The organism is Micromonospora sp. M61, assembly GCF_018070245.1.
Lineage (GTDB): Bacteria > Actinomycetota > Actinomycetes > Mycobacteriales > Micromonosporaceae > Micromonospora > Micromonospora zamorensis.
Genome location: NZ_JAGPYA010000005.1, coordinates 56,889 through 74,819 on the forward strand (window position 1 = coordinate 56,889; position 17,931 = coordinate 74,819).

Consider the following 17,931-nt stretch of genomic DNA (forward strand, 5'->3'; position numbering starts at 1 on the left):
TGCAGCGACCGCAACCCTGTCAGGAGGCACCCTTTCATGCGCAGCGAGCTGTTCTCCTCGGAGAATCTGGAAAAGGAGTCCGCACAGCCCGGCATGCGGCTGCAGAACTCCAAGATGTTGAAGATCGAGCTCAACGGTGAGGCGATGGCCCGGGTCGGGTCGATGGTCGCCTACCAGGGAAATGTGCAGTTCCAGGCGTTGGGCTCGGGTGGGCTCGGCAAGTTCCTCAAGCAGAAGCTCACCGGCGAGGGCGTCCCGCTGATGAAGGTCTCCGGCCAGGGTGACGTCTTCCTCGCCGAGCTGGCCAAGGACGTGCACATCATCGACCTGGAGCCGGGCGACGCCCTCTCCATCAACGGCTCCAGCGTGCTCGCCTTCGACTCGACCCTGCAGTACGACATCAGGATGGTCGGCGGCGCCGGGATGGCCTCGTCGTCCGGCCTGTTCAACTGTGTGTTCAGCGGCTACGGCCGGATCGCCATCACCACCAGGGGCACGCCGGTCGTGCTCAACGTGGACGCCCCGACGTACGTCGACCCGCAGGCCGCGGTCTGCTGGTCGGCCAACCTCCAGACCGGCTACCACCGGGCCGAGCAGATCGGCCTCGGCACGCTGCTGGGCCGACGCACCGGTGAGTCGTTCACGATGAGCTTCGCCGGCCAGGGCTTCGTGGTGGTGCAGCCGTCCGAGGAGCCGCCGGTCATGGGCAGTGGCCAGCAGCAGCAGGAGGGCGGTCTGCTCGGCGGTCTGCTGAGCTGACAGCGGCGGTGCGGGCGCTCCCGAGTTTTTGGGGGGCGTCCCGCGCCTGGTCAGGTCAGCTCGCCGGTGCGCAGTCGGGCCAGCCAGGCTGCCGCGTCGGCGTAGTCGACGTCGGAGAGGCCGGCCGGTGCGGGCACCGGCCGCTCGCCCGCCGACTCGGCCCACCGGTGCCGGGGATACGAGCCCAGGAACCGGACGTCGGCGCAGACCCGGCGGAGCCCCTGCAACGCCTCGCCCAGGCGGACGTCGGCCACGTGACCGGTGCAGTCCAGGAAGAAGACGTACCGGCCCAGCGCCTCCCCGGTCGGGCGGGACTCGATGCGGGTCAGGTTGACCCCGCGGACGGCCAGCTCCATCAGCACCGACAGCAGCGCGCCGACACGGTCGTGGGCGATGTAGACCGCGAGCGAGGTGAGGTCGTCGCCGGTCGGCGGTGGGGGCGGCCCGGGACGGGACACCAGCACGAACCGGGTCACCGCGTCGGGATGATCCGCGATCTTGTCGGCGAGTATCGCGAGCCGGTGCCGGGTCGCCCCGATCGGTGCGCAGATCGCCGCGTCGTACTCGCCGGCACCGGCACCGGCGGCAGCCGCGCCGTTGGACAGCACGTCGACCACGACGGTGTCGGGCAGGTGGTCGCGCAGCCAGCCCCGGCACTGGGTGGACGCCTGCGGGTGGGCCGCCACCGTCCGGATCGAGGTCAGTGACGTGCCGGGTCGGGCGCCGAGCACGAACTCCACCGGCAGGATCACCTCCCGGGTGATCACCAGCGGCTCGCCCTCGGCCATCTCGTCCAGCGTGACGCCGACCGCGCCGCCGATCGAGTTTTCCAGCGGCACCAGCGCGGCATCGGCGTCGGAGTCACGGACGCTGTCCAGTGCCTCACCGACGCTGCGGGCGGGCGTACGGGTGCCGCGCTCGGCGGCGGGGACGGAACGCAGGGCCTGCTCGGCGAAGGTGCCCTCCGGCCCGAGGTAGACGAAACGTGTCGGCGGTGTTCCCGGCATGCCGATCAGCCTACGCACCCGGGCCGGCGGCCGGACCGGCCTCACAGGCGAGGGCACGGATACCGGCGGGGCCGGTGGCGCGTACCTCGATGGTGCAGACGTCCGTGCCGGCCGTGACCAGCGTCGGTGCGGCCGCCTGGCCCCGGGTCACCACCTGGAGTTCCTCGTGGCCGGTCACCTCCAGCACGGTGAACTGCCAGTCGGCGGCGCAGAGTGGGCCGGTGCGGACCTGGACCCGGACGTTGGCCGGGAGGACTCCCGCCCGCCCGCGCAACAGTTGCACCACCCGCTGCCCGGTCGGCCCGTTGCGGCAGGCGGTCGCGACCAGACCGGCATCGGCGGTGGGCGTGACCGCGACGGGCGGCGGTGCGGTCACCTGCGGGGTGGCGGGAGCGGTGCTCGCGCCAGGTGGCGTCGGTGCCGCGGTGTGGGTGGGCAGGGCGGTCGGCTCACTCAGCTCGGGTGGGGCGCCACAGCCGGCCAGCACCGTGACGACGAACACCGCGAGTGCGACCGGCAGGACCCGGGCGGCGGTCCCTGCGGGGACGCGACCGGTCGACCGGCCACGAGTCGCCGGTGAGATGTGGATCGTCGCCCGCGATGGGGGAGACGCGGGGCGGGGTGGGGTGAACGGCACGGGCCGATCCTCGGGACATCGGAGAATTCGTCGCGGCCGGGGTGGCCGAGCCCATCGTAGGGTGAGCGGCCGGTGGGGGTGAAGCTCAGCCGGTGACGCGGTGCCCGGCGCGCTGTAGCGCGGCAGTGCCCTCGGTCAGCCGGACAGCCGGCACCAGCAGATAGTCGGTGTCGAAGGTGGAGAACGTGACCACGCTGACCCGTGCCTCGGCCAGCGGGTCGACCAGCGCGGCAAGGCTGCCGATGGCGGCCATACCCACCGGGGCGGTGACCCGCAGACAGCGCCACACGGTTTCCACCATGGCCTGTGCCGGAGCCCGGTCGGTCGGGCAGATCACGGAGATCCCGTCGGAGGTCCAGCTCACCGTGACCACGTCGGTGTCGCGAAGCCCGCTGGACAACGCGTACGGCAGGGTGGTGCCGGCGGCCAGGCGGCACACGGCGTAGTCCCCCGGCAGCAGCGCGATATCGAGCATGAGGGCACCCTACGGCCTGCGCGCGGGCTCATCCCAGCAACGCCGCGTGCGGTGAACAACACACTCCGCCGCAGGTCAGACCTCGGAGAAGAAGGTGAGCGAACCGGCGACGGTGCCGTCGGTGAGCACCGGAGTGGAGATCGCGTCGACGGTCGCGTCGGAGTTGTCGGCCGAGGCGGCCTGCACCCGGAGCAGCCCACGAGCGAGTCGGCCGGAGGAGAGCGCCAGCAGGGGCGGGATCTTGTCGGCCTCGGCCTCGGTCAGCTCGCCCCGGTTGGCGGTGAAATCGAGCAGGCGCAGCCCTCCGTCGAGCAGCGGTCGCCCGATCAGAGCGCCCGGCTCGCCCAGACAGAGCAGCTCGCAGCCGGCCGTGGAGATCGCCACCACCCTCGTGTCGGCGTCGATCAGCAGGCACGGCTCGTCGGCCCGGGACACTGTCGAGGACCATTGGCCGACATTGTCGGACTCCGGCTCTGTCGAGGCCCGCGCCGCCGGCACGAACGCTTCCGAGAGCGAAAGTTCGACGTGGGCCACCGCGCCTCCTATGTGCACCGATCGACTGTCCACGCTAGCGGGTCGCCGACGAATCACCGAGCGCACCTGGTCACCCTGGCCGCACAGCCTGAACCGAGGCGGCCGGTGACGGCGCGGGAAGCCGGTGAGGTGGACGGGGGACCGGAGCCGCGTGGCGTCGCCGGTGACGTTACCGGCGACTGGCCGGCTTGTCAGCGGCCGTTCGGCCCTCGTCATACCACCGGTAGTCGGCAGCTGGACGGTACGTGCCGTTCAGCCAGGTGCCAGGGTGCTGTGCGACCCGGGACAGCTTCTCGGCCGTGGCAGGGCTGATCCGACTGCCACCGGCCACGAGAAGCCGATCCAGCTCGCGGTGGGTGGCCATCAGACAGTCCTTCGGAAGGCCGTAGACACTGATAACGCCGGAGCCGACGAAGGTCAGCACCGGCGTCACCGGGACGGGCAGCCCCACCGCGTCGGAGAGGGCCTTGCTGGCCCGCTTGGCGTCCCGGCGGGACTCGGCCACGTACGGCGGTCGCTTGCCGTTGATCTGCACGACGTCCCCGGCGACGAGCACTCTGGCCCGGCCGTGGTCGGCGATGGTCACGGCGAAGAGGCCGCTCGGCCCGATGGCGAGGAACCCGGCGCGCTCGTCCTGACCGCGGTCGAGGATGTCTGTCACGTCGGTGCGCGGCCACTCGATCACGTGCCAGGCAGGCCCGAGGTGATCGAGTTGGCCCAGCGCCCGCGCCCCGGCCGCCTCCAGGCGGCGCGCCCCTCGCTCGGCCCGACGGCGGCGGGCCCACTCGAGCGGTGTCGGACGGACTGGTTCGAGAACCCCCGTCGACTCGGCACGGGGGTGTGGCACCGCGACGGGCGGCAGTGCCCGAGCGGACGGTACGGCTCGTCGTGCGGGAAAGACAGTCATCGTCGTCGACCTCCGGCAAAAGGTCCCTCGAAGTTATGTCCCCACTACCCTACGTTGCCACTACCGGGGTTCGGCAAGCCGGAGCGCCGGAATGACTGTGGATGAATGCCATATTCATCCACAGTTCTTTTCTCGGATGCCGCCAAACCCTGCCCTACGCTGCGGGAGTGACCCACTACGTCGACAGTGAAGTCGGGCGGCTCGGCACCGTACTGCTGCACCGGCCCGGCCCCGAACTGGCCCGGCTCACCCCACGCAACAACGACTCGCTCCTGTTCGACGCGATCCCCTGGGTCGGGCGGGCCCAGGAGGAGCACGACGCGTTCGCGGCCGCCCTGCGCGAGCGCGGGGTGGAGGTGCTCTACCTGGCCACCCTGCTGGCCGAGACGCTTGCCGTCGCGGACGCTCGCGCCGAGCTCACCGAACAGGTGCTGCGCTCCCGACGGCTCGGCGACACCCTGCGGGCCCGCGTCGCCGACCACCTCTCCTACCTGGACCCGGCGGCCCTGGCCGACGTGCTGACCGCCGGGCTGGCCCACGAGGAACTGCGGATCAGCTCGGAGCGGCCCGGCGGGCTGGTCTACACCCTGATGGATCGGCACGACTTCGTCATCGACCCGCTGCCCAACCTGCTGTTCACCCGAGACTCGTCGCTCTGGATCGGCGACCGGGTCGGCGTCACCAGCCTGGCCATGCCCGCCCGCCGCCGCGAAACCACGCTGACCGACGCCATCTACCGGCACCACCCGCGCTTCGCCGGCACCGAGTTCGTCTACCGCCCCAACCTCGAACACCTTGAGGGCGGGGACGTGCTGCTGCTCGCGCCCGGGGTGCTGGCGGTCGGGGTGGGCGAACGGACCACACCGGCCGGTGCCGAACGCCTCGGTCGGCAGGTCTTCGCCGCCGGCCTGGCCCACACCATCCTGGTGGTGCCGATCGCCCAGAAGCGCGCCACCATGCACCTCGACACCGTCTGCACGATGGTCGACGTGGACGCCGTGCTGATGTACCCCAACATCGCGAGCACGCTGTCGGCGTACACCGTCATCGCCGGCGCGGACGGTGAGGACCCGCGGGTGGACGGGCCGGCGCCGTTTCTGCGGGCCGCCGCCGACGCGATGGACCTCGACCTGCTCCGGGTCATCGACACCGGGCTGGACCCGGTCACCGCGGAACGCGAGCAGTGGGACGACGGCAACAACACCCTCGCGCTGGCGCCCCGGCTCTGCGTGGGCTACGAGCGCAACACCGAGACGAACGCACAGTTGGAGCGAGCCGGCATCGAGGTGATCCCGATCGCCGGCTCCGAGCTGGGGTCCGGCCGGGGAGGGCCGCGCTGCATGTCCTGCCCGATCACCCGCGAGCCGTTGCCGGCCGGAACGGGCCGGGCCGGGCTCAGCGGAGGGTGAGCTGGCGGCCGAGCAGCCCCTGACGGGCGCGTCGGCCGGCGGCGTCCAGCGGGTCGGTGGCGGCGAGCGCCTCCGCGTACCGCTTCGCGAACTGCGCCACCGGGTCCTCCCAGTCGGCGGCCGGAGTCTCCTCCGGCAGGTCCCAGACCGGCACCAGACGACCGTGCGCGCGGAACATGCCGGCGAACTTGGTCTGCTCGCCGAGCGTCAGCGAACCGGCCGCGCCGAGGCGGGCCAGCGCGTCCAGGGCGGCGTCCTCGTCCTCGGGCAACACCCAGCGCACGTGTGCCTTCTCCGGGACCTGACACCAGTACGCGGCCTTCGCGGCGGTCAACCGCACGGTCGGGTAGATCGCCGCGTTGGCTCGCTCCAGAGACGCCTGGACGGTCGGATCATCGCCGGCCCCGGGGTCGAGCCAGAACTCGAAACCCTCGTGCATCGTGATGTCCAGTGGACCGTCCGCGAGGATGTCCTGGAGGCGTGGGCCGGGGCCGGGCAGCGGCGGCACGGCCACCTGGCCACCCGGCTCGGTCCGCAGTGCGCAGAGCAGCGCCTCGGCCAGGTCCCGGGAGACGTCACCGGACTGCTGGTGGCGCTGGAGGCCGATGAGCACTCGACCGTCCGGCTTGCTGATCGCCGGGGCGGCCATCGGCAGCACCGTGGCGAGCGTCGCCGACCGGTCGCCGAACTCCTCGACCAGGGCGGGTGCCAGTCGCAGCGGCGCGGAGGCGGCCGGCACCAACTCGCGCAGGGCGATCCACTCGGGTTCGTCGACCAGCCCGTCGAACGGACGCGGCACGAAGATGTCCCGCACCTTCTCCCGGCGGGGGGCGGTGTCGGCTGCGGTGCGCTGGCTCTTTCGACGCTTGCTCACGGCGTCACAGCCTAGAGCCCCGACCGGCTTTCCGTGGGCGGGACCCACCCATCCCGAGCCCGTCGAGCACCGGTCACACCGACGAGGTCATGATCAAGGACGGTCAGCGTGCCGGCACCAGGTCGGGTCGGGGTGCCGGCACCGGGTCGAACTCGGCCCAGACGCGCTGGCCCATGCCGTCGCGCTCGACTCCCCAACGGGTGGCCAGACCGGCCACGATGTGCAGCCCTCGCCCGTCCGCCGCGTCGAGGCTGGCTGTCCGGATCCGCGGCCCGGTGCTCGCACCGCCGTCGGTGACCCGCAACTGGATCAGAGCGCCCTCGGCCGAGGGGCGTAGGTGCCAGGCCACCCGGATGACTCCGCCGGGCAGCGGCCGGGCGTGCCGCACGGCGTTACCCACCAACTCCGCGAGCACCGCGATCAGATCCGCGAGAAGCGTCGGGGGTACGACGTCCGCCAACTCGCCGGCGAGCCGGTGCCGGGCCAGCCGTGCCCCGACCGGGTGGTGGGGAACCACCACGCACCACGCCCGCTCTCTCGTTGCCGCTGCCACCGTCGCCTCCACGTCGCGCCACCTCGGTCAACCGCGTGGTAGCCGCACCTCTGCGACCGTACCGCCGCCGGTCCTCGGACGTAGGGATACCCATCCATTCTGTTGTTCAACGATCCGGCGGACGAGATAGAGGCCGAGCCCTGCCCCCGGATAGCCGCGCCGGTCGCCGGACTCGCCCTGCCAGAACCGGTCGAAGGCCCGCTCCACGTGCTCCGGTCGGATGCCGATGCCCCGGTCGCTGACCCGGAACGCCACCAGTTGACCGTCCACGGAGGCGGTGATCTCGATCGGGGAGTCCGGTGCCGAGTACTTGCCGGCGTTGGTCGTCAGCTCGGTCAACACCGTGGCCAGGCTGGGCCGGTGGCCGAGCGCCTTGGGCAGGTCGGTCGGGAGGAGCAGCACCAGCCGGTGACGCAGGTCCGCCGGCAGGTCCCCGACGGCGGAGCGCAGCGCCTCGCCGAGGTCGAAGGGGGTCGCGGGGTCGTCCCCCGGCCCGGTCTCGGCGGCCGAGGAGAGGAGACGGTCGACCAACCGGGCCAACTCGTTGGCACGCTGCCCGATCACCCGGGCGGCCTGCCGCCGGTCCACCTCGGTGAGCGACTCCCAGTGGTCGGTGAGGGTGTCCGCGTACCCCTTGATGACGGTGACCGGGGTGCGCAGCTCGTGGCTGGTCACCGCGACGAACAGTTCCCGGTCGTGGTCGCGGCGCTGCTGGTCGGTGATGTCGCGGAAGGTGACCACCCGCAACGTGCCCGGACCGGGCAGCTCGCCGGAGGTGATCCGCAGCCAGCGGCCGTCCGGCATCCGGTGGTCCCGGACCTGGCCGGAGGGAGGCAGCGGGAACGGCAACGGCGCGCTTAGCGCCTGCTCGACCGACCGCCCGGTGACCTGGGCGGCGGCCGGGTTCCAGAGTCGGACGTGCCCGTCCCGGTCGACGACGGCCAGCCCGTCGGCGAGTGCCGCCACCACCGGGCCGTCGCCGTGCACCGGCAGGCCGCTCTGGTCGCCGTACATGTGCGCGACGCAGGAGGCGAGGTAGCCGATCACCGCCTGCTGGTCCGGGCCCGGCTCGTCGTCGTCCGAGTAGAGCGCGTGCATGCTCCCGACGATGTGGCCGCCGATCTCCGCCCGGGAGACCACCATCCAGTGCAGGTCGCTGCCGCTCAGCTCGCCGGCCAGCTTGCCGTTGAGGTGGTCCACCCGTGCCTGGCGTACCCGTGGCCCGGCGAGCAGACAGACGGTGTCCGGGTCGTCGGCGGCCAGCGGACGACCGAGGGCCCATTCCGCCGCGCCGGTCGCGGAGATCACGCGACCACCGGTCGGACCGAACTCGACGAACGCCATACCGGTCGCGCCGAGTGCCGGCTGGGCCACCCGGAGGAGCTGGGTGAGGACCGGCAGGCCGGCGTCCCCAGAATTGATCATCTCGATCACGACGGTGTGGCCGGCGAGGAGAGCGGGGAAGTCAATACGCTCCGGCATGGGGGCGAGTCTGCCCCGTCGGCCCGGATTTGGGCACCCCCGCCCGTCAGCGGCCCAGCCGGGCGAGGGCGTACGCCGGCCGGTCGGTGATGATCCCGTCCACCCCGGCGGACAGCACCAGCTCCAGGTCGGTGGGCTCGTTGACCGTCCAGACGTACACCTCGTTGCCGGCCGCTTGGAGCGCGGGCAGCAGCTGCGGACGGCCCCGGACCAGGCCGATGCCGGGCCCGGCGATGCGGGAGCCGAACGGCAGCCGGCCCAACCGCAGCCAGGGCGGCAACACCTCCAGCAACAGCACGGTGGGCAGCGTCGGGGCGAGTTCGCGCACCCGGCGGACCGCCAGCGGGGAGAACGACATCACGGTGACCTGCACCGGGTCGTCCGGCGCCGGGTCGGCCAGCCCGTAGCGGCGCAGCAGGCTGACCAGTCGGCGTTCCACGTTCGAGCCGTAGCGGGACGGGTGCTTCGTCTCGACCAGCAGCCGGACCGGCCGGCCGGCGTCGAGCACCGCGTCCAGCAGCCGGGCCAGGGTGAGTAGCCGGGTGTGCGAGTCGTCCGGCGGCAGGTCGCCGCTCGGTGCGCTGCCCGGATGCCACGAGCCGAAGTCCAGTGCGTCCAGCTCGGCGAGCGTACGCGCGCTGACCAGACCGCGACCGTTGCTGGTGCGGTCGAGTCGACGGTCGTGTACGCAGACCAGATGCCCGTCCCGGGTCAGCCGGACGTCGCACTCCAGGCCGTCGGCGCCCTCGTCGAGAGCGCGAAGGTACGCGGCGAGGGTGTGCTCGGGAAGGTCGTACGAGGCGCCGCGGTGCGCGAAGACCAGTGGCCCGCCCATGCCGTCCGCCTCAGATGACCTGGCCGGGCTGCCCGTTCGCGTCGACCACCGGTCGGCCGACGGCAGCCCACTGGCGCATCCCGCCGTCGGCGTTGCGCACCTGCTCCCAGCCGTTGTTGATCAGGTAGGCGACGACCTGGGCGGAGCGGCCGCCGGAACGGCAGACGACCGCCACCTCCCGGTCGGTGGGCACCTCGGCCAGCCGTGCCGGCAGCTCCATCATCGGCAGGTGGTGAGCGGTGGGGGCGTGGCCGGCCGCCCACTCGTCGTCCTCCCGCACATCCAGCAGGTAGGTCTCGTCGGCGATCTCGGTCACGGGCACGGTGGGAACCTGGGGTCCGAACACAGGAAGCAACACTAGATCCTCGTCGGCCGGTTCGGCACCGACCCGGCCGTCGACACCGTCACAACCGGGTCACCCAGCGGGGGTTGGCCTGCGCCCAGGAGGGCACCCGGGTGCCGCGAACCGCCTCGAACAGCCCGTTGCCCCCGTTGTCCAGCACCACGTACGAGACCTCGTCGATGGTCTGCGGTGACGAGGGCACCTGGACGCCGCGCATTCCGTCGGGCGGCAGCGCGCGCAGCGCGAGGAGCAGGTCCTCCAGGGGTACGCCGTTGGTGTCGACGGTCAACGACCCGCCGACCGCCCGGAGCACCTGGTCGAGCTTGATCGGGTTGCTGCGGAGGTCCGCCCTGCCGGCGCTGTCCAGCATCGCCCGGAGCAACTGTTGCTGGTGGTGCTGCCGGTCGTAGTCGCCGCCGGGCAGGTCGTAGCGCTGCCGGACGTAGTCAAGTGCCTGTGCCCCGTCCATCTGCTGACAGCCGACGGGAAAGACCCGGTTGGTGTGGATCGAGCGGACCTCGGTGTCCACGCACATCTGCACCCCGCCGAGCAGGTCGATGACCTTGCGGAAGCCGGAGAAGTCGATCAGTGCGGCACCGTCGAACCGGATGCCGGTGAGCCGGGTCAGCGTGGCGGAGAGCAGTTGGGCGCCGGCCTGCCCGCCGCCGCCGTGCTCGTACGCCGCATTGATCTTGTCCTGGCCGCCGCCGAAGCCGTTCCCGGCCGGGATGGCGACCAGCAGGTCACGGGGAATGGAGACGAGGTACGCCTCCCGCTGGCCGGCGGGTACGTGCACGATGAGGATGGTGTCGGAGCGTTGGTCCGGCCCGCTGCCTCCGGGGCGGCGGTCGGAGCCGACCAGGAGGTAGTTGAGCGGCCCGTCCAGGTCGGTGCGGTCGGTGCGGGAGTCGGCGTCGAGCAACTGCTCCTTGGTCACCGTTCGCTCGTACCGGTTGCTCAGCGTCCTGATCCCGGCCACGGCGAGCCCGGCCAGCAGCACGAGGACCAGGCCGACGCCGAGCATGATCCGTGACCCGCGGGCGCGGCGTGCTCGGGCCGACGGGGCCGCTCCGGCCCGGCCCGCCGCGTTCCGTCCCCACCTGGACGTGACCGCCTCCCCGCAGCCGATACGTGAAACCTGTTCACGTCAGGCTACGGGCGGTGACGATGCCGTCGCTGGGTTTTCGCGACTCCCGGCCGTCACTTGCGGTTGGAGATCACCTCGGGGTGGGTGAAGACGAACTCGGCGAGCTTGTCCTGCTTGACCGCCCGGAACATCTCCTTGGTCTCCTCGTTCAGACCCTCGGTGTTGTTGCCGTTGGCGTTGAAGGTGCCGTTGTTGGTCTTGAGCATGGTCAGCTCGTTGCCGGTGACCCCACGCATGGTGAAGATGAAGTCCTCGATCGGCACGCCGCCGGTGTCCAGCACGGACGCCTCGCCGGCCGCCTTGATCAACTGCTTGATCTTGGCCGGGTTGGTCAGCATCCCGCGGTCGGTGGCCTTCTTGGCCATTGCCTTGATCAGCTGCTGCTGGTTCTGCTGGCGGTCGTAGTCGCCGTTGCGGAGGGTCTTGCGCTGCCGGGAGTAGTCCAGTGCAGCCCAGCCCTCCATCTCCTGGCAGCCCTTCTTGTGCACCACCGGGGTGCGCGCCTTGCCGGTCTTCTTGGCGTCGGCGTTCCACATCGGCTTGCCGTCGACGTACGACATGTGCAGCGACTCGACTTCCTGGCTGACGCAGATGCGCACCGTGCCCAGGGTGTCGATGACGTTCTTGAAGCCACCGAAGTTGATGATCGCCGCGCCGTCGAAGCTGATCCCGGTGAGGCGCTTGATCGTCTGCGCCATCAGCTGCGCGCCACCCTCCCAGCCACCACCGTTGGCGGCGCCGGCCTGGAACGCTCCATTGATCTTTCCGCTGCCTCCGGCGTAGCCGCTCTTCTTGAACGGGGGGATCTGCACCTCGGTGTCCCGGGGGATGGAGATCAGGTACGCCTGGTCGTGCGTGGCCGGGATGTGCAGGATGATGATGCTGTCCGAGCGGACGTTGTCGGCGGCCCAGCGCTCCCGGGCGTCCACGCCCAGCAGCAGCATGTCGATCGGCCCCTCCAGGCTCGCCCCGCCCTCGGCGTCGGACTTGCCGGCCTCCCCCAGCAGGTTGCGCTGGGCGATGCCGCCGGTCGCCTGCCCGATCACCACCTTGGTGCCGACGATGGCCGCCCCGCTGCTGAGCATCAGCACCGCCCCGAACACCACTGTCAGCCGGGCCCAGAGGGGGTCCTTGCGCTTGGTCCGCTTCTTCGCCGACCCACCGCCACCCGCGCCACCGCCACCCGAACTGCCGCCGTCGCCGCCGCCGGGCGGACGACCGCCCGGTCCGCCGCCCGAGGGGCGTGGCTGCACTGGTATGGCCGCAGAGATCCGGCCGCTGGGCGCGGCAGACCCGGAGGAGGAAGGGCGACGACTGGCCTGAACCGGCATTCGTGCTCCAGCTCGTGATCAGGAGGGGGCGGCACCACTGTACGGACATGAAAACGACTTGGCGAGTTCATCTCGGATCAATCGGATGTCGATCTTCCCGGATTCAGTCGATCGTCGCCACTCGATGACCCGAACGGCGGGTTCGCCGGCGGGCCGTCGGCAGCGGGGTGCCCGCCTCGGTCAGCCGCCGGCGTTGCCCTTCGGCGGGTTGGCCTTGACCCAGTCCGCCATGGTGTCCGCCGACATGGCCTTGTACATGGCAAGCGCCTTCTCCCGGTCCGAGACGACCACCGACTCGCCGTTTCTCGTCTCGCTGCCCGAGTTCGGGCTGGTCACAAAGGTGAGGTTCTGGCCGCGCAGGTTGCGGAACTGCAGCGCCATGTCTGTAACCGAGAAACCCTGGTCAACGGTTACGGCCGCGGTCACCGACTGGAGGAAATCGTTGAGCTTCTTCGGGTTCGCCAGCGTGCCGCTGCTCGCCGCCTTGTCCATCAGCGCCCGAAGGAACTCCTGCTGGTGCCGCATCCGGGCGAAGTCCCCATCCGGGAACTGCTTACGCTGCCGGATCCAGTCCAGAGCCTCCGCGCCGTCCATGTGGTTGGTGCCCTTGGTGAACGTCCGGTACGGCTTGTGGATCGAGGTGACCGTCCGCTCCACCTTCAGGTCCACCCCGCCGAGGGCGTCGGTGACCTCCTTGAACCCGCCGAAGTCGATCGCCATCACATGGTCGATCCGCACGTCGGTGAAGCACTCCACGGTGCGTACCGCCAGCGGCAGCCCGCCGAACGCGAACGCCGCGTTGATCTTCGCGCGCTCACCGGAGTCGCAGTCCGCGCCGGCGCTCTCCGGGATCGGCACGTAGAGGTCACGCGGAATAGAGACCAGGTAGGCCTCCTGGTGGTCGGCCGGGATGTGCATCACGATGACCGTGTCGGCGCGCCACTCACTCCTGGTGTCGACAGGCGCGTCCGGGTCCCGTGAGTCGCTGCCGACCAGCAGGATGTTCAGCGCGCCGTCGACGGCCTTGACCGGCCGGCCACCGGTGATCTCCGCGAACGGGTCGGTGCGGGCCAGGTCGTTGTTGAGGTTGCGGGCGTAGAACCAGGCCCCCACGCTGCCGAGCAACGCCAGCACCAGCACCGCGACCCCGGCCACCAGGGCGATCCGACCCCAGCGCGGTCGCGGGCCACGCCGCCCGGACCCGCCGGCACCACCCGGGCCGCCGGGCCCGCGTGGCCCCGTCGGGCCGCCGGGCCTGGGCTCCTCCTCGTCGTACGACGGGTAGAAGCGCGCCTCGGTCGGACGGGCACGCCCGGAGGCGCCCCGATCGGGGCCGGGCACCGACGCGCGCCCGGCGCTGCGGTGCAGGTACGGATGCGGGACGCCGGCAGACGAAGTCGCGGACATGTAACTCAGGGTACGTAGCGGGAGCCACCGCCGCCTTCAGGCGACACTCAGCGGCAGGCGGTACGCGGTGAACTGGTTACCCTAGCCGTGCCCGGAAGTGCTCAATCGTGCGTCGCAGGCCATCTTCGGGCGCGACCGTCGGCTCGTATCCGAGCAGTTCACGGGCGAGCGTGAGATCGGGGCGGCGCATCTCCGGGTCGTCCGAGCTGCGGGTGACGAAGGTCACCTCGGAGCTGCTGTCGGAGAGCGACACGATCAACTCGGCGAGTTGCCGCATGGTCAGCTCGTGCTCGGTGCCGCAGTTGACCGGGCCCGTCTCGGTCGAGTCGAGCAGCAGCAGGATGCCCCGCACCAGGTCCTCGACGAAGCAGATTGACCGGGTCTGGTTGCCGGTGCCGTGCACGGTGATCGGCTCGCCGCGCAGCGCCTGGGAGATGAACGTGGGGATGGCGCGGCCGTCGTCCGGGCGCATCCGCGGACCGTACGTGTTGAAGATCCGGACGATCGCCCCGTCGAGCCCGCGGTAGCGGTGGTACGCCATCGTCGCGGCCTCGGAGAAGCGCTTGGCCTCGTCGTAGACGCTGCGGATCCCGATCGGGTTGACGTTGCCCCAGTAGGTCTCGCGCTGCGGGTGCTCCTTCGGGTCCCCGTACGCCTCGGAGGTGGAGGCCATCAGGAACCGGGCGCCGTCGGCGACCGCGCGCTCCAGCAGGTGCAGGGTGCCCACCGAGCCGACCCGGAGGATCTCCACCGGCAGTTGGGCGAAGTCGGTGGGGCTGGCCGGCGAGGCCATGTGCAGGATCGCGTCGAACCGCTCGGCCAGCGCCGGGTGGTCGGTCTGCAGGCCGTCGGAGAGGTCCGCCTCGACGAGCGTGAAGGTGGGCCGGTCCAGCAGGTGGGCGACGTTCTCCTTGGAGCCGGTCACGAAGTTGTCCAGCGCCACCACCGTGCAGCCCCGGGCGATCAGGGAATCCACCAGGTGCGACGGGACGAAACCGGCGCCGCCGGTGACGAGAACGCGGTGACCGGAACCGAAGCGCTCAGCAACCTTCATGCCGGTCAGCCTACCGACCCCCATTTGCACGAAGAGACCCCCTGTTGAGCACAGGGGGCCTCTCGTGACGAGCTCTCGGATCAGTGGGCGCCGGAGCCCGTGAGGGCCCGCACCTCCAGCTCCGCGTACTTGTCCTCGTCGTGCTCCTTGGAGATGACGGTGCCGATCCACCCGCACAGGAAACCGAACGGGATGGAGAGGATGCCCGGGTTGGACAGCGGGAACCACTGCCAGTCGTGGTCCGGGAACATCGACGTCGCCGCGCCGGAGACCACCGGCGAGAAGAACACCAGCAGCACGGCCGAGATCAGACCGCCGTAGATCGCCCACACCGCGCCGGAGGTGTTGAACCGCCGCCAGAAGAGGCTGTAGAGGATCGCCGGCAGGTTGCCCGAGGCGGCGACCGCGAAGGCCAGCGCCACCAGGAACGCCACGTTGAGGTTCTGTGCGTAGATCGACAGGGCGATCGACACCGCGCCGATCACCAGGGCGGAGATGCGGGCGACGCGTACCTCCTGCCGCTCCGACGTCTCACCCCGCTTGATGACGTTGGCGTAGAAGTCGTGCGCCAGGCTGGACGACGAGGCCAACGTCAACCCGGCGACCACCGCCAGGATGGTCGCGAAGGCGACCGCCGCGATGATCGCCAGCAGTGCCGCACCACCCAGTTCGCCGCCGAAGAAGTCGATTCCGAGCGCTTCGGCCAGCTGGGGCGCCGCGGTGTTGCCGGCCTTGTCCTGCGCGGTGATCGCCGCGCTGCCCACCAACGCCGCCGCACCGAAGCCGAGGGCCAGGGTGAGCAGGTAGAAGGTGCCGATGATGCCGATCGCCCAGAGCACGCTCTTACGGGCCGCCTTCGCAGTCGGCACCGTGTAGAAGCGGATCAGGATGTGCGGCAGGCCGGCGGTGCCGAGCACCAGGGCGATACCCAGCGACAGCAGGTCCACCTTGTTGTAGAAGGTCTGCGTCGAGTTGCCGGCGACCTCGACCCCGTACCGCAACCCGGGTTCGAGGAACGCGCTGCCCTTGCCGGACGCCTCGGCGGCCTGGCCCAGGAGCGCCGACAGGTTGAAGTTGAACTTCGCCAGCACCAGGATCGTCATCAGCAGCGCGCCGCCCATGAGCAGGAACGCCTTGACGATCTGCACGTAGGTGGTGCCCTTCATACCACCCACGGTGACGTAGATGATCATCAGAGCGCCGACCATGATGATGGTGGCGATCTTCGCGGTGGACGCGTCCATGCCGAGGAAGGTCGTCCCCGGCTTGATGCCGAGCAGCAGCGCGACCAGCGCGCCGGCACCCACCATCTGCGCGAGCAGATAGAAGATCGACACCGTGATGGTGGAGACCGCCGCCGCCGTACGCACCGGACGCTGGCGCATCCGGAAGGCCAGCACGTCGGCCATCGTGTACCGGCCCGAGTTACGCAGCAGCTCCGCGACCAGCAGGAGGGCCACCAGCCAGGCGACCAGGAAGCCGATCGAGTAGAGGAAGCCGTCGTAGCCGTAGAGCGCGATGATGCCGGCGATGCCGAGGAACGACGCGGCCGACATGTAGTCGCCGCCGATCGCCATGCCGTTCTGGAAACCGGAGAAGGACCGGCCGCCCGCGTAGAAGTCGGTTGCCGTCTTCGTCTGCCGGCTGGCCCAGATCGTGATGGCCAGGGTCACCGCCACGAAGACCAGGAACAGCGTGATGGTCAGGTTGCGGGCGGTGTGATTGCCCGCCTCAGCCGCGAGGAACGTCTCAACCGCGTGAACCGTCTTCACGGGTCACCTCCCCGATCTCGGCGCGGATCCGGTCGGCGATGGGGTCGATCTTCCGGTCCGCGTACCGGGAGTAGAGCCAGGCGATCAGGAACGTGGAGACGAACTGGAGCAGGCCGAAGACCAGCGCGACGTTGATGTTGCTGCCGAACAGCTTCGTGCCCATGAAGTCCCGGGCGTACGCGGAGAGAATGACGTAGAGCGCATACCACAGGAAGAACGCGACGGTCATCGGGAAGACGAAGCCGCGCAGCGCACGCCGCAGCCCGGCGAACTCGTCCGACCGTTGTACGGCCAGGTACTTGTCCGACTGGGAAGCAGCCGGAGCGGGTGTGTCCGTGGACATCTGTGGATCACCACCTTCACAGGCGTCAGAGGGAGTTTCGCGCACCGTAAAGAGCGCGCTCCCCGACGGGGAAGGCCGAGATCGACGTCGGTCGTCGAGTGCGCCGAGCGGTTGCCTGGCTGCGCCGAGTGACTCAGATCACCCCGGTGACCGGTCGGTCCCCGGGGGTCGCCCGTTCAGCTCGGCAGCTCGTGGTACCGACCGCGATAGTGCAGCAGCGGAGCGGCCTCATCGGCCAGGTCGACAGCCTCGATGGTGGCCTCCACCAAAAGGCCCCAGCCGTACTCCCGGGCGGTGTCCAGCCGGCAGGCGGCCCAACCGCCCGCGTCCGCCGGCACCGGCCCGTAGGGCGTCTCGATCCACGTGTCCGCGGCGAAGAGCCCACCCGGAGAGGGGAACAGGCCGGCGAACCGGTCGGCGAGCTGCCGGTGCGGCGGGCCGAGCGGCGTGACAGCGAACCGGCCCGCCTCCTCGGCTGCCGCCCAGAAGTCGGACTCCGCGTCGATCAGCCCGACCAGCCGGTCCGGCTCCCCCTCGGCGACCAGGGTGGACGACACCGTGAGCCCGGCCGGGCCGGGGGCCGTCCAGAGGGTCACCGGCGCGGCGAGCCGGCCGCGCAGTCGACGCACCGGCGATCGCTGCCCGCTCGGCACCGCGAACGGGTCGGTGGAATGGATCTCGGCGCCCGGCTCATGATTCACGTGAAACATTGTGCCGCCCCGGACCCTCGCCCAACCAAGGAAGCGCTCGTGCAGGTCGGCGGGGCGCCCATTGAGGCGGGCGAGTTGATCGCCCGCCTCCGCCATCGCCGAGCCCAGGTAGACCAGCAGCCCCACACGGTCGTGCCGGTACTCGGCGAGCAGCGCCAGCCGCGCCGGCTGGCACGGCCAGAGCGCGCCGCAGCCCCGACACCGCCACAGCGGCCGCATCGGCAGGTGCGGGCGGCTCACCGGTGACGCTCCACGTCACGCTCCAAGATCCGAGCAACTTCCCGGATGTTGCTGCCTCCGACACGCGGGAGGCACCAACAACCCTGATGTTGTGCGGATCTTGGCCACGAGC

The 17,931-nt window shown here is 70.8% G+C and carries 19 protein-coding genes; 2 read left to right on the plus strand and 17 right to left on the minus strand.

Features of this window, described 5'->3' with window-relative positions; genetic code table 11:
- The first annotated feature begins 36 nt into the window (after nucleotides 1–36).
- Nucleotides 37–759 (plus strand): AIM24 family protein, encoded by a 723-nt coding sequence (locus KBX34_RS04455; protein WP_210923445.1) that lies wholly within the window; start codon nucleotides 37–39, stop codon nucleotides 757–759.
- A 50-nt stretch (nucleotides 760–809) separates the two neighbouring features.
- Here the strand turns inward: KBX34_RS04455 and pheA are convergent, their stop codons facing one another.
- The 5 genes from pheA to KBX34_RS04480 all read right to left on the minus strand — a co-directional run bounded on the left by pheA (nucleotide 810) and on the right by KBX34_RS04480 (nucleotide 4,319).
- Complete coding sequence (gene pheA, locus KBX34_RS04460; protein ID WP_099856839.1) at nucleotides 810–1,766, minus strand: prephenate dehydratase; 957 nt, start codon at nucleotides 1,764–1,766, stop codon at nucleotides 810–812.
- Nucleotides 1,767–1,776: 10 nt separating this feature from the next.
- Complete coding sequence (locus KBX34_RS04465) at nucleotides 1,777–2,286, minus strand: hypothetical protein (protein ID WP_247671470.1); 510 nt, start codon at nucleotides 2,284–2,286, stop codon at nucleotides 1,777–1,779.
- Between the two features lie 202 nt (nucleotides 2,287–2,488).
- Complete coding sequence (locus KBX34_RS04470; RefSeq protein WP_210923446.1) at nucleotides 2,489–2,878, minus strand: ACT domain-containing protein; 390 nt, start codon at nucleotides 2,876–2,878, stop codon at nucleotides 2,489–2,491.
- 75 nt (nucleotides 2,879–2,953) lie between these two features.
- Nucleotides 2,954–3,412: a hypothetical protein gene (locus tag KBX34_RS04475; protein ID WP_088950732.1), complete on the minus strand. Its 459-nt coding sequence runs from the start codon at nucleotides 3,410–3,412 to the stop codon at nucleotides 2,954–2,956.
- 169 nt (nucleotides 3,413–3,581) lie between these two features.
- On the minus strand, nucleotides 3,582–4,319 hold the full coding sequence (locus KBX34_RS04480; RefSeq protein ID WP_088950731.1) for a hypothetical protein: 738 nt from the start codon (nucleotides 4,317–4,319) through the stop codon (nucleotides 3,582–3,584).
- 167 nt (nucleotides 4,320–4,486) lie between these two features.
- Here KBX34_RS04480 and KBX34_RS04485 point away from each other — a divergent pair, with 167 nt between their 5' ends.
- A complete protein-coding gene (locus KBX34_RS04485; protein ID WP_088950730.1) occupies nucleotides 4,487–5,728 on the plus strand; it encodes an arginine deiminase in 1,242 nt (413 codons plus the stop codon).
- On the opposite strand, the gene KBX34_RS04490 is transcribed toward KBX34_RS04485, so the two are convergent.
- The 12 genes from KBX34_RS04490 to KBX34_RS04545 all read right to left on the minus strand — a co-directional run bounded on the left by KBX34_RS04490 (nucleotide 5,715) and on the right by KBX34_RS04545 (nucleotide 17,798).
- Nucleotides 5,715–6,602, minus strand: coding sequence for a DUF5926 family protein (locus tag KBX34_RS04490; protein WP_088950729.1), 888 nt, complete (start codon nucleotides 6,600–6,602; stop codon nucleotides 5,715–5,717). The two genes, KBX34_RS04485 and KBX34_RS04490, sit on opposite strands and share 14 nt — an antisense overlap.
- Before the next feature lie 103 nt (nucleotides 6,603–6,705).
- Nucleotides 6,706–7,122, minus strand: coding sequence for an ATP-binding protein (locus tag KBX34_RS04495; RefSeq protein ID WP_088950728.1), 417 nt, complete (start codon nucleotides 7,120–7,122; stop codon nucleotides 6,706–6,708).
- 60 nt (nucleotides 7,123–7,182) lie between these two features.
- Entirely contained in the window at nucleotides 7,183–8,637 is a 1,455-nt protein-coding gene (locus tag KBX34_RS04500) for a PAS domain-containing sensor histidine kinase (protein WP_210923447.1), read from the minus strand.
- 46 nt (nucleotides 8,638–8,683) lie between these two features.
- On the minus strand, nucleotides 8,684–9,472 hold the full coding sequence (locus KBX34_RS04505; protein WP_210923448.1) for a glycerophosphodiester phosphodiesterase family protein: 789 nt from the start codon (nucleotides 9,470–9,472) through the stop codon (nucleotides 8,684–8,686).
- Between the two features lie 10 nt (nucleotides 9,473–9,482).
- On the minus strand, nucleotides 9,483–9,818 hold the full coding sequence (locus KBX34_RS04510; RefSeq protein ID WP_030487745.1) for a rhodanese-like domain-containing protein: 336 nt from the start codon (nucleotides 9,816–9,818) through the stop codon (nucleotides 9,483–9,485).
- 58 nt (nucleotides 9,819–9,876) lie between these two features.
- A complete protein-coding gene (locus KBX34_RS04515) occupies nucleotides 9,877–10,815 on the minus strand; it encodes an LCP family protein (RefSeq protein ID WP_210792031.1) in 939 nt (312 codons plus the stop codon).
- Nucleotides 10,816–11,015: 200 nt separating this feature from the next.
- The gene (locus KBX34_RS04520) at nucleotides 11,016–12,293 is read right to left on the minus strand and encodes an LCP family protein (protein ID WP_210791671.1); all 1,278 of its coding nucleotides are present in this window, start codon (nucleotides 12,291–12,293) and stop codon (nucleotides 11,016–11,018) included.
- 180 nt (nucleotides 12,294–12,473) lie between these two features.
- The gene (locus KBX34_RS04525; protein WP_210923453.1) at nucleotides 12,474–13,700 is read right to left on the minus strand and encodes an LCP family protein; all 1,227 of its coding nucleotides are present in this window, start codon (nucleotides 13,698–13,700) and stop codon (nucleotides 12,474–12,476) included.
- Nucleotides 13,701–13,776: 76 nt separating this feature from the next.
- Nucleotides 13,777–14,754 (minus strand): NAD-dependent epimerase/dehydratase family protein, encoded by a 978-nt coding sequence (locus KBX34_RS04530; RefSeq protein ID WP_210923455.1) that lies wholly within the window; start codon nucleotides 14,752–14,754, stop codon nucleotides 13,777–13,779.
- An 80-nt stretch (nucleotides 14,755–14,834) separates the two neighbouring features.
- Nucleotides 14,835–16,526: a cation acetate symporter gene (locus KBX34_RS04535; protein ID WP_210923457.1), complete on the minus strand. Its 1,692-nt coding sequence runs from the start codon at nucleotides 16,524–16,526 to the stop codon at nucleotides 14,835–14,837.
- Nucleotides 16,504–16,869 carry a DUF485 domain-containing protein gene (locus KBX34_RS04540; RefSeq protein WP_088950720.1) on the minus strand — a complete coding sequence of 122 codons (366 nt, stop codon included), beginning with the start codon at nucleotides 16,867–16,869 and terminating at the stop codon, nucleotides 16,504–16,506. The genes KBX34_RS04535 and KBX34_RS04540 overlap by 23 nt, the downstream gene beginning before the upstream one ends.
- 176 nt (nucleotides 16,870–17,045) lie before the next feature.
- Complete coding sequence (locus KBX34_RS04545; RefSeq protein ID WP_210923533.1) at nucleotides 17,046–17,798, minus strand: flavin reductase family protein; 753 nt, start codon at nucleotides 17,796–17,798, stop codon at nucleotides 17,046–17,048.
- Between the last annotated feature and the right edge of the window lie 133 nt (nucleotides 17,799–17,931).

Coding starts and splice junctions, on each gene's coding strand:
- KBX34_RS04480 (WP_088950731.1), bottom strand. CDS start 4,319: ATGACTGTCTTTCCCGCACGACGAGCCGTACCGTCCGCTCGGGCACTG.
- KBX34_RS04525 (WP_210923453.1), bottom strand. CDS start 13,700: ATGTCCGCGACTTCGTCTGCCGGCGTCCCGCATCCGTACCTGCACCGC.
- KBX34_RS04520 (WP_210791671.1), bottom strand. CDS start 12,293: ATGCCGGTTCAGGCCAGTCGTCGCCCTTCCTCCTCCGGGTCTGCCGCG.
- KBX34_RS04500 (WP_210923447.1), bottom strand. CDS start 8,637: ATGCCGGAGCGTATTGACTTCCCCGCTCTCCTCGCCGGCCACACCGTC.
- KBX34_RS04545 (WP_210923533.1), bottom strand. CDS start 17,798: ATGCGGCCGCTGTGGCGGTGTCGGGGCTGCGGCGCGCTCTGGCCGTGC.
- KBX34_RS04455 (WP_210923445.1), top strand. CDS start 37: ATGCGCAGCGAGCTGTTCTCCTCGGAGAATCTGGAAAAGGAGTCCGCA.
- KBX34_RS04505 (WP_210923448.1), bottom strand. CDS start 9,472: ATGGGCGGGCCACTGGTCTTCGCGCACCGCGGCGCCTCGTACGACCTT.
- KBX34_RS04540 (WP_088950720.1), bottom strand. CDS start 16,869: ATGTCCACGGACACACCCGCTCCGGCTGCTTCCCAGTCGGACAAGTAC.
- pheA (WP_099856839.1), bottom strand. CDS start 1,766: ATGCCGGGAACACCGCCGACACGTTTCGTCTACCTCGGGCCGGAGGGC.
- KBX34_RS04470 (WP_210923446.1), bottom strand. CDS start 2,878: ATGCTCGATATCGCGCTGCTGCCGGGGGACTACGCCGTGTGCCGCCTG.
- KBX34_RS04530 (WP_210923455.1), bottom strand. CDS start 14,754: ATGAAGGTTGCTGAGCGCTTCGGTTCCGGTCACCGCGTTCTCGTCACC.